The sequence below is a fragment of the Coleofasciculus sp. B1-GNL1-01 genome, assembly GCF_040220235.1.
In the GTDB taxonomy this organism is placed as follows: domain Bacteria; phylum Cyanobacteriota; class Cyanobacteriia; order Cyanobacteriales; family Coleofasciculaceae; genus Coleofasciculus.
This window is the reverse complement of sequence record NZ_JAVJTO010000081.1, coordinates 1-11,091: the sequence shown is the minus strand read 5'-3', so window position 1 is coordinate 11,091 and position 11,091 is coordinate 1. Positions and strand designations below refer to the sequence as shown.

At 45.2% G+C, this 11,091-nt stretch carries 10 protein-coding genes; 7 read left to right on the top strand and 3 right to left on the bottom strand.

The window, feature by feature from the left end:
• On the bottom strand, positions 1 to 360 hold the full coding sequence (locus tag RID53_RS19555; protein ID WP_446389677.1) for a hypothetical protein: 360 nt from the start codon (positions 358 to 360) through the stop codon (positions 1 to 3).
• Positions 361 to 607: 247 nt separating this feature from the next.
• On the opposite strand from RID53_RS19555, the gene RID53_RS19550 reads away from it, so the two are divergent.
• The 6 genes from RID53_RS19550 to RID53_RS19525 all read left to right on the top strand — a co-directional run bounded on the left by RID53_RS19550 (position 608) and on the right by RID53_RS19525 (position 6,779).
• Positions 608 to 889: a helix-turn-helix transcriptional regulator gene (locus tag RID53_RS19550; protein WP_446389676.1), complete on the top strand. Its 282-nt coding sequence runs from the start codon at positions 608 to 610 to the stop codon at positions 887 to 889.
• An 895-nt stretch (positions 890 to 1,784) separates the two neighbouring features.
• Complete coding sequence (locus RID53_RS19545) at positions 1,785 to 2,396, top strand: hypothetical protein (protein WP_446389675.1); 612 nt, start codon at positions 1,785 to 1,787, stop codon at positions 2,394 to 2,396.
• Between the two features lie 312 nt (positions 2,397 to 2,708).
• A complete protein-coding gene (locus RID53_RS19540) occupies positions 2,709 to 5,390 on the top strand; it encodes an AAA-like domain-containing protein (protein ID WP_446389674.1) in 2,682 nt (893 codons plus the stop codon).
• A gap of 232 nt (positions 5,391 to 5,622) precedes the next feature.
• A complete protein-coding gene (locus RID53_RS19535) occupies positions 5,623 to 5,886 on the top strand; it encodes a ParB N-terminal domain-containing protein (RefSeq protein ID WP_446342754.1) in 264 nt (87 codons plus the stop codon).
• A 213-nt stretch (positions 5,887 to 6,099) separates the two neighbouring features.
• Positions 6,100 to 6,588 carry a Dps family protein gene (locus tag RID53_RS19530; protein ID WP_446389673.1) on the top strand — a complete coding sequence of 163 codons (489 nt, stop codon included), beginning with the start codon at positions 6,100 to 6,102 and terminating at the stop codon, positions 6,586 to 6,588.
• The gene (locus tag RID53_RS19525) at positions 6,561 to 6,779 is read left to right on the top strand and encodes a hypothetical protein (RefSeq protein WP_446389672.1); all 219 of its coding nucleotides are present in this window, start codon (positions 6,561 to 6,563) and stop codon (positions 6,777 to 6,779) included. The genes RID53_RS19530 and RID53_RS19525 overlap by 28 nt, the downstream gene beginning before the upstream one ends.
• 116 nt (positions 6,780 to 6,895) lie before the next feature.
• On the opposite strand, the gene RID53_RS19520 is transcribed toward RID53_RS19525, so the two are convergent.
• Entirely contained in the window at positions 6,896 to 7,381 is a 486-nt protein-coding gene (locus tag RID53_RS19520; protein WP_446389671.1) for a hypothetical protein, read from the bottom strand.
• Between the two features lie 29 nt (positions 7,382 to 7,410).
• A complete protein-coding gene (locus RID53_RS19515; RefSeq protein WP_446389735.1) occupies positions 7,411 to 8,226 on the bottom strand; it encodes a ChaN family lipoprotein in 816 nt (271 codons plus the stop codon).
• Positions 8,227 to 8,554: 328 nt separating this feature from the next.
• Here RID53_RS19515 and RID53_RS19510 point away from each other — a divergent pair, with 328 nt between their 5' ends.
• The gene (locus RID53_RS19510) at positions 8,555 to 10,768 is read left to right on the top strand and encodes a caspase family protein (protein ID WP_446389670.1); all 2,214 of its coding nucleotides are present in this window, start codon (positions 8,555 to 8,557) and stop codon (positions 10,766 to 10,768) included.
• The last annotated feature ends 323 nt before the right edge of the window (positions 10,769 to 11,091 follow it).

Here is an 11,091-nt window from a genome sequence, read left to right as displayed (position 1 = left end):
CTACTGATGCCCTAGTGTATGCCAGCACCTTGTCCAAAAATTGTACAATAACTCGGCATCTTGGTGATTGTATTGCTGGTTGTGGATTTTGCGATCGCGTTCAATCGCCAGCCACAATTGCTGTAGTTGTTGGCAGGTGGTACAGTGTTGAATTTGACAGGCGATGGCGTTAAACCATTGGCGTAATTGGCGATAGCTGATGAATTGTCCACCTTTGTCGCGGCGATGGACAAAAACAATATATGCCCAAGATTCCACACGCACAATCAAATGTTTAGGGATTTTCAGGAGTCGGGCGATACTGCTGGGGCTGATCCGGAATTTCTGGGCGGGTTGGAGGCGGCGAAATAAAGGTGTCATGATGGCTTACCCTGTTGATTGATGGCAGCAATATCCGTGGCGACGCGATGAATTTCGGTCACTTGGGATTTTTTCGGCGGATCTTTGATTAAGATGAGACACTGAGAAGGAAAGACCAGCCAGCCACGCCCTATCTTGACGCAACTGTTTCAATCGTCTGGTCTTTTCTGTTGTCATCACATGTTATCGTGTCACGTTTACATGGCTTTTGTCAAGATGACATGTTGGCGTGACAAAAAGCAACGCTATGACCAAAAAACAGTCAAAAGAAGCTGAATCTCCATTAAAGATACTCAGAGAACGACTAAATTTAACTCAAGAGGAGTTAGCTAGACAGTGTCGCATTCCGTTGCGAACCTATGTGCGATGGGAGACAGGTGAGGCGACTCCTCGACCGACGATTCCCCAAGTCAAAGCGTTATGTCGGGAGTTGGGCGTCTCGATTGAGGATTTGCCAGATGAATTTGGTCCGATGCAAGTTTCGGCTAAAGACAATCCGCGATCGCAATCTGATGATGTTTTAGAATGAAGCCCTGAAAGCCCTGAACTAAAGAAAGCCCTGAACTAAAGTTCGGGCTAAAAGCTTAAACCCGTTAAAACGGGTTCAAAGATTTACCTAGTCCTTGAGAACACGACTATTTGCCTTGAACTTAAACGTATCTAAATGCGCTTAAGCGTGTCAAGCCTTGCTTAAACAGAAGAGGCAACTGTAACGAATCTTGAAATGTTACCATTTAGGCGAAGTGTTCATTAGAAAGCGAACCCAGGAATTAGCCGATAAAGTTCATCAGATGCAAACCAACGGCGAAGTTTGAGCTTTAGCGACACAGGGGGGAGAATTTCGTCGGGTATTGCTGTGGTGGATTGAGGATTAACTTAGCACGAGTGCGATCGCAAGTCACGAAAAGACCCCGATTAAACAACCGAAATCACTTTTGCCTCCACCAATTTATGTGAGGTACGTGATCATACACAATAATTGCTTCCATATCTCCTGTACAAGTAAATTAGTACACAATCTCTAGACAGGAGATAATCTATGATAAAAAGGGCTTTTACCTATAGCCAGGTAGGTAAAAAAGGAGTTCGTGTTGCATCGGGTGTTGCAGAGAATCCCTCAGAATTCGTCCGCATACGACATGATTAATATGGGTTCTTACAAAGGAGGAGAGCTACCACCTAACACTAAAATACTACTAATGCACTCACACCCTGATGATCATGGCACTGGAATGGCAAAATTCATCTCTGAGGATGATGTAAACGCTTTAGTGTACTTGAATCAACGTTACAGCTATATGGTCACAGTTGATGGAACAGTCTACCGTTTCACCAGGGATACACCTTCATGTAGTGTGGCAAGAATCGTCAGGGAACTTAAGTACAGTGGATGGGTCAAACCAGAAACTTAAGAGGATGGAACTATGCCATTTTTTATTCAAAATGTAACAAAATGTGCGATCTGCGATCAGGTAATTGATAATCGTTATGATGCAGCACAACTCCCTTATATTCATCCAAAGGTCTCAAGCTCCCTGGCACAGTTAGCAAGAAGGTTTGTACATCGGTCATGTTGGCGAGAATGGAAAGACGCGAACTTATTTTCAACGGCAGCGTTTAATCTAGCCAAAGAGGTAAACTCGCACGAATCCGCTCTCAAAATTGAGTTTGCCAGCGATGGATTGATTGTATTTTGGGTAGCGGCTATGAATAGCTATCGATGGCAAGACTTTAAGTTACTTGTGACGATAGATATTCCTGTATCAGAAGCATTCAGAATGGGAAATCATATTGTTTCGGCGTTTTTGGAAAAAGATTTTCACCGTACATTTCTAATGGGGGATTATATCTGGAAAATCAGACGTGATGATTCGGAAAATGTTGAATTTACGATAAAGGAAGGAGAGCAACTTGCCGACAAATTTATCGTTGCCACAGACAGACATAGTTGCTGGGTAAATGCGATGAAAGAAATCATAGCGCAAGGAACTCAGAAGGTAGGCGAAATCCCGACAGTGAGTACATCGGGTTACTAGGACATCGGTCAAGAAACCGGGTTTCTTTGGGTCAAAGGTTGATATTGTATTGTCATTCTCACGAGAAACCCGGTTTCTAGGAATACTTGACCGGGGAAGCGGGAGAAGCTGGGGGAGAAAAAATTTAATTCAAGCTTATCCGAGCAGTAGGGTGGTTCAAGTGAATCTAGCATGGAATATTGTCAGCAAGACTTGGAAAAGGTTATTATAACGACTTAAAAATAGTTTACGCTGAGGGGTGTAACCCCTTTTTTTTATTACTTCGCTCTACTCGGTCTCCTACCGATGCAGCGTTTCGTCAGGGTATTGAATATGACTACCACCTTAGCCTATAACTACCAATTTGGCGGATGCCTACCCGCCGATTCCCCCACTTATGTGTGGCGACAGGCAGATGTTGAACTCTACAACGGGTTAAGGGCAGGGGATTTCTGCTATGTCCTCAACTCCCGACAGATGGGGAAATCTAGCTTGCGGGTGCAAACCATGCGCCGCTTACAAGCGGAAGGATTTGCTTGTGCGGCGATTGATTTAACCAAGATTGGTTGCCAAAATCTCACGCCAGAGCAATGGTATGCTGGTTTAGTCCGTCGTTTGGTGATTAGTTTCAATCTGACCCAACAATTTAACTTGCGTCGATGGTGGCGCGATCGCGATTTACTTTCGCCCGTACAACGCTTCAGTGAGTTTATTGAACGTATCCTCCTTCCGGCGATTCCGCAACCAATTGTTATTTTTATTGATGAAATTGATACGGTTCTCAACTTAAACTTTCGCGTCGATGACTTTTTAGCGGTGATTCGTGGCTGTTATGATAGTCGTGCCGATCATCCCGCCTACCAACGCCTCACATTTGCCCTGTTGGGTGTCGCGACTCCCTCAGAGTTAATTCAAGATAAACATAGCACCCCGTTTAACATTGGTCGGGCAATTGAACTGACAGGCTTTCAATTAAATGAATGTTTACCCTTAGCCCAAGGATTAGCCACCCACGTTAACTATTCTCCCGCCATTATCCAGGAAATATTAACTTGGACAGGGGGTAAACCCTTTCTCACCCAAAAGCTGTGTCAGATTGTCCTGCATCAAGCTGAACTCTGGTTACCCACAAAGATTCCCCAAGATAAATCCCAAATTAGCGTGTGGATTGAACAGTTGGTGCGATCGCACATCATTGACAACTGGGAAGCCAAGGATGAACCGGAACACCTGAAAACCATTCGCGATCGCCTATTACCTAACTGTGCCAGTACCCGTCAACTTTTAACACTCTACCAGCAAATTCTCGATCGCGGAGAAATTCCTGCCGATAATAGTCCAGAACAACGAGAATTGCGCCTATCGGGATTGGTAGTGAAACAGCCAATTGGGGAAATCTACGCCCAGCCTGTTTTGAAAGTCTATAACCGCATCTACGCCTCTATCTTTAATCGGGATTGGGTAACCAACGCCCTGAATAATCTGCGCCCGTATCACTCGGCGATGGCGGCTTGGTTTTTCAGTGGGTGTCAGGATACGTCTTATTTGTTGAACCGAAATCAATTACAACAAGCCTTAATTTGGGCAAAAGGGAAACGCTTAAATCAAAAGGACTACCAGTTCCTGAATGCGAGTCGTCAGCAGATTATCGCTGGTTCTTATCGAGGAAACCCCAACCCCCAGAAACAATTAGATACAACATCGACAAGAAAACCCTCTCCACAACCTACCCCTCCAGACTTCTTACCAACGTCTCCGCCGCGTTCCTTGAGTGCCGACGAGCAGATATTATATGATCATTTACTCTATTGGGTACAACGAGAATCCCCCCAGCAACTCATTGAACGATTTGAACAACTCTTTATTACCGCGAAAAACTACGCCGAACCCGATATTATCGCCGCCTTCCACCGAATTATCCTCGCTAATCCCCGTCATCAAGACTTTACCCATATTCTCAATCGGTGCTGCCATATCTTGATTAATCGATGGCAAATGCAAGGCAACCACGATCAGGCGATCGCGCAATTGGTGGCACTATTTGAAAAACCCTTTCAACTGGGGACAATTAAGGCGACATCGGGACTATCCAAGCGATTGCGACAACTCTTGCAAGTATTTACTCAAAGTGAAGACTTTCAAACCCTAAAACGCTTGGTCAAAGTTGTTGATCACACCACCGATGTGGATCGCCAAGACTCCAATCCCGCGTTAGGACAATTGATTTGTCGATACCCTTATTTATACACCCACGCCTTACTAAGTTCCGATAGTTCCTACGAACATCAGCAAACTATCCGCCACATTCAAACTCAACGTCAGTGGCAATTAGAAATGAACCTCTCGCAATATGTCACCTATCTAATCCGGCGAGTGCGACTGGCGTCCAGTAAAACCCCCACCGCAGACACCACTCTGGTTCAACCTGTACCCAATCCGACTCTGTTAAGCGATCGCGAACTCTACTTCGCCCTGAAGCAGTTTATGGGTAAAGTTGAAGGATCTTACACGTACCGAGACTTAGCCCAACGTTTTCTCAAGCAAAGTAATCAAACGCGCTCTTATCGTGCTTTTAAAGCTGATTTATATGAATACTTAATAGCAGCAATTGAACCCACCTATGGTAAACATCAATTCAATCAGCGTTTAGCGCAACATCTCAAAAACACCTTGCCGGATAGCGATTCTAAGAAAATAAACGATTTTTTATTGCTGAGAACCTGTAGTCAATTACTGAGTTTCTTAGTCAGCAGTCCTCAGCATCCCAATCACTACGTCTTTATTGATTTAATTTCTAATATGGGGTCGATTCGTACCACAGGATTATTGCTGAAAATCATTCTGCTATGTGGCAAGGTTAAACCGGATTTAGAAAAGCGATTGTCAATTTTGTTCAATCACTACGAATGTCAAACAATTAATAATATTTTTTGGTTGGTTCAATCTCTAGAAAATCTTAATGTTGCCTTTTTTGTCAATTTTGGCAATATGGATCTGTCTCGGATTCAAAAATAATTGTCTTATGTTAGGGAACGGGGAACAGGGAATGTTTTGACCCTTTTATCGCTTCAATCAAGAAAGCCTGGTGCGTGTGTAGGGGCGGGTTTGACTATTATCGTTTCTTTCCTCACCCAGATACGACTAAACCCGCCCCATATCCCTTCCCTTATCCTCAAGTTGCAAGTCAAACTCATAACGAGTATGATTTAGAGGTAAACATTAAGAGACAGAGGTGTTACTTGGCACTATGGTAGAAGTTCGAGAAATTCCGCTACAGCAAATCCGCCGTCCCCTTCCCCGAGAAAACGACGCCAATAAGGTGCTGGAGTTGATGAAGTCCATCCAAGAAGAGGGATTAAGAGAACCCATAGATGTACTCGAAGTTGATGGAGAGTATTACGGATTCTCTGGGTGTCATCGATTTGAGGCACATCAGCGCCTAGGTAAAGAAACGATTAAATGCCGGGTTCGCCGCGCCCCTCGTGCTGTCTTGATGCGACATTTAGCCTGAGAAGCCTCATTTTTATTAGGCGAAAATAGTTCATACTTTAGGATGATTTGTAAGCGATCGCTAATTGTTTAAGATTGATAGTTGGTGTGCGAAAAGGACTTGTAGATACTTTAATTACGGAATTCACATCTTATTTCCGTGAAACTCGGTGAAATAAGGAACTATACCAGCTTTTCTGTTAACATTATTTTTGGAGCAAATTAGGAGACCACTATGCAAACTGCTGATAAATCTGCGCCCGTCAATATTGGTATTTCAGAACAAGACCGCAAAGAGATTGCCGAAGGATTGTCTCGCCTGCTAGCAGACACCTATACCCTTTACCTAAAGACACACTACTTCCACTGGAACGTCACCGGACCGATGTTCCACTCGCTACATAATATGTTTGAGACCGAGTACACTGAATTAGCGGTAGCAGTGGATGATATTGCCGAACGGATTCGTACCATTGGCTATCCAGCGCCGGGTAGTTATAGCGAATTTGCCGAACTCTCTTCGATTCCAGAAACCCGTGGGGTTCCGGAAGCCTCAGAAATGGTACGTTTACTGGTAGAAGCAAATGAAGCTGTGGTAAGAACGGCGCGGGAAGCGTTTCCGGCGGCTGAACGGGCGAATGATGAGTCTTCCGTTGACTTGTTAACTGAACGGATGCGGACTCATGAGAAAACCGCTTGGATGCTGCGGAGTATGTTGAATTAATCGGTAATTATTGGTGGGAAAGGGCGGGTTTTGTTGTTCCGTTATTGGTGGAAAGGGCGGGTTTTGTTGTTCCGTTATTGGTGGAAAGGGCGGGTTTTGTTGTTCCGTTATTGGTGGAAAGGGCGGGTTTTGTTGTTCCGTTATTGGTGGAAAGGGCGGGTTTTGTTGTTCACTTATCGGTGACTAGCTGAATTGAGTCCCTAAACCCGCCCCTACAATTGTGCCTAAACCCGCCCCTACAATTGACCATTCCTATCATATTTGGCTGCAACTTTCTGTCTTCTGCCCTTTGCCCTCTGCCTTTTGATTAACGCCTCAGCAAACGCCGCCGCCGAGTTCGCAAATAGACTCGCAGGGGAAACTGATAAAACTCCATTAATAGCCAGACAATCACGGCAAAATGGAATAAAAACGTTAATCCTGTCCAAGCCAGGGGTAGCCAAGCCAAGCGACTACCGGGCGTTGGCGGGAAGGTGTAGGCAGCTACGCCAATTAACGTGGTGGGTAGTATCACAAACGCCGCTGCAAAAATCCAAGTCATCCATCCCCATTCAACGCCTTGGAGGTGCGCCCCCACCCAGTTTTTGCCATTCCAACGCCAGGTAAGGGGAGGCTGTCTATCGGTCATTTTCAATAATTGCTGTTCCAAGTCAGCCACGAAAATATGACGACAGGCTTCACAAGCCATCGCATCCATTAATGGCATCCCTTGAATTTGACCCACACGACAGATGGGACAGGGGTAAATCCCTTGATAGTGCAAACGGTTGGTTAAATCGGGTAGGTATTGCATATCAACAGCAACGTGCTTCTTAAATCATATTAGCGAGGTTGCCAAAAGAAATCTGCGATCGCACTATTTTTTTCCAACCCTTCCGGCATACCGAACAACACCGAACGCTGAATTAAGGGACGATAACTCAGACGACGGGCGACTCGGCTAGGTATACCATAGCCATAGACAATATGACCCCTACCCGCAATCACGACGACTTGATAATCTGGATTAGCGGTGAGAAAATTAGCAATCCCGTCTGCCATGGTTTCATCCCATAGCACCTGAACCGTGAAAAATCGCTCAAAGCGATCGCTATTACCATGACCTGCCTGTTGATGCTGATTATAAACCGCTTCAACCATTTGCCGATAGTCAGCGTTATCGGTACGAATTTCGTCCAGGGGGGGAATCTGTTGAAGTTCGTCACGGGTGAGACTTTCTAAGCCATTCCGGGCAACTTTGCGGCTAATTTCCGTGGGGGTATTTAGTGCTAAAACAGGTAGTTGATGGGTTTGAGCAAACTGTAATAGGGGGGCATAATACTCCCAGGGAAATCCCCAGCGTTGTTCATAGTCCGTTTGTTCAATTAATTGAGTTTCTGTCAGGTGTCCAGCTAAATATTGATCCAGAATATCCTGATAGGGATGCTGAAACATTTCCATCGCCAGGACAATTTTGGGATTTTCTTGGTAAAGGGCTTGTAGAATGTCGAGTTGGGCTTTATGGTCATCAGGATTACTATGAATTTCCCCTAGATAAACGACATCGGCTTTAACCAATTCCTGAATAATCGTTTCTGGAGATGCTTCAAACTGCATCTCAACAGGTTGATTATTCGCCTGTGCCAGCAGATAAGGCATTTGAGCGCCAGCCGGGGGAGTACAGAAGCAAACGATACCCAAAGACCAAGCGCAGAGTTGGGTTCGTAGTAAGGGCTTTAGCCTATATTTCCTGAGATTTCCTGACGTCAAAATAACCTACAATTGATTCCACTGTTTAAGCTGTGCCACGCTAGAAATCTTACAAGTTTTATCGTCCCACGTCAATCCTGGGACATCTTCAATCGGTTATCTAATTCATCGTTATAGGGTACGTTAGGCGCATTGTCAGGTTAACTTGTATTGTCCCCCAACATCATTCTGCATGAGTCTCTCAGCTTGAGAGATATATCGCTATGATCATAAATTTATGACATCTATGAAGCGTCGTCAGTTTATCCAATTGGCTACATCGGCTTTAGCAACCGTCGGCTTAAGCCACTTAGATTTACAGCGCCAATCCTTACGTTATGGTAAAGTCTTAGCCCAAAGCACTCCCCGCAAACTCGCCCTGTTAGTGGGGATTAATCAGTATCCTACCAATAGCGATCGCTTTACTAGCCTCTCTGGATGCGTCAATGATGTTCGCTTACAGGAACAACTCCTGATTCATCGCTTCGGCTTCCAGCCAGAGGATATCAAGACGGTTACGGATACCGAGGCGACTCGTGATGGCATTTTAACCGCCTTTGAAACCCATTTAATTCAGCAAGCCAAACCCGGAGATGTGGTAGTGTTTCATTTTTCGGGACATGGTTCACAAGTCTTTGATCCTAATCCCATTGATCCGACTTATCCCCTGAATAGTTCCCTTGTTCCTGCGGATGAACATTGGCAAGCTGAGGACGGTATTGTCAATGAAATTACCGGACATACCCTATTTTTACTCATGTTCGCCCTGAAGCAGAAAACTGACAATGTTACCGTGGTGCTGGATAGTTGTCATTCGGGGGGCGGAACCCGGGGAAATGTTAAAATCCGGGCGATTCCTGGGGGGATGGATTTTCGGATGAGTCCGGAAGAAGTCGAGTATCAACAACAATGGCTAAAACGGCTGAATCTATCCCGTGAGGATTTTATCCAATCCTATCAGCAAGGCGTCGCCACTGGCGCGGTAATTGCCTCAGCCCAACGGGAACAAATCGCGGCGGATTATCCCTTTTCTGGGTTTTATGCGGGAGCCTTTACCTATCTACTCACCCAAACATTATGGCAGAATAACCATGATGTGGAAAGTGCGATCGCGGGAATTGAACGGGATATGCGATTCCTGTCTACCCAAATCCCCTTGGTAGAGGTTCCGCCGAATAGTCGCCATTACCGAGAACCGATTTATTTCACAGAACCCAAAACCCTTCCCGCCGAAGGTGTGGTGACAAGCGTTGAAAATAATCGGGTACAAGTTTGGTTAGGGGGTATTTCCCAAGAGAGTTTAGAAGCGATTTCTGAAGGGTCTATTTTTACCCCCCCATTCCGCAGTCGCGGCGAAACGCCCAAAGTTGAATTAATCTCACGCAATGGGTTAATTGCTGAAGCCCAAGTCGAAGGAAACGTCCAACCGGGAGAATTATTACAGGAATTTTCCCGCACGATTCCCAGGGATTGGAAACTCCATATTGGACTTGATCCGTCGTTAAGTCAGGAGACAGAAACAGCCCAAACTGAACTAGAATCCCGACAACGGATTCAACCGATTCTTCCCCAACCGGGAACATTTCCCTATCCGGTAGATGTGCATTATATTCTCAGTCGGATGACTGATGAGTATCAGCAGCAATTGTCATCAGAAACACCGGATAAAATACCACCTGTGGATAGTTTAGGCTTATTTTCTCCTACTTTAGACGTGATTCCCGATTCCTTTGGCATACCGGGAGAAACGTTGACTCAAGGAATTGAACGGTTACAGGGTAAACTTAAATCCCTATTAGCGGCGCGAATTATGCGAATGACACTCAATGCTGAATCCTCACGACTGAATTTAGAGGTGACAATGGGTTTAGAAAATCGTCCCGAAATTGTTGCCCAAGCCTTTACACCACGGGGGTGTCGTCAAGATGACAGCAAATGTCCGCCGTTAGGGAGTCGAGGGGAATCTGGGCAACTCTTGAGTCATCAATTATCGGTGGGAGATGCGTTTCAGTTTAAAGTTACGAATCGGGAAGAGAAGGATTTACATTTGGGAATTATGCTGGTTGACCCAACTGCTGGAATTACAGTTTTATTTCCTAATGAATTGCAGGAAACTTCACGGCAAGATCCGGATAATGCCACCCGGATTAAACCGAATCAAACCCTATTAATTCCGAATCCGAATAAAGATGAATTTGTCTTTATTGCAGAAGAGGCGGGGTTGGGTGAAGTCTTAATTGTCGCCAGTGATCAACCCTTTACCAAAGCCTTACTCAAACTGCGTACCCTTGCCAGAGGGAAAAAGGGGATAATTTCGACGCGGGGAGAAGATTCATTGGAGATAATTAATGATTTAGTTGATGATGTTAGTCGAGGCGCCCAAGTGGGAGTGAGGCGGCGGATTCGCACCTCACAAATGGCAGCGCTTTCGATTACGTTTAACGTGGTTTAACCCCGTAGGGTGCGTTAGGCGCATTGGAGAATTAACGTTGATTATCTCAACCCATAACTGCGCCGTAACGCACCATGTTGCTAACGTGCCTATAATACTTTGAATCTCGTCATTTTAATCTTAACCCCCCTTAATCCCCCATGCCAAAAAAGCGAAGCATCCTCTGTCCTCCCCCCTCTTGTAGCAGGGCTAATTCATTGTGATGAGAGAAAATTAGGACGACCAGAATTTAGCGTAAACTAAATCTTGCAGCCATAGTTTAATCGAGTCATTTGCTTGCTATGAAGGTCAATCTCCTGGAAGCCTTAACCCAAGTGCCAGAC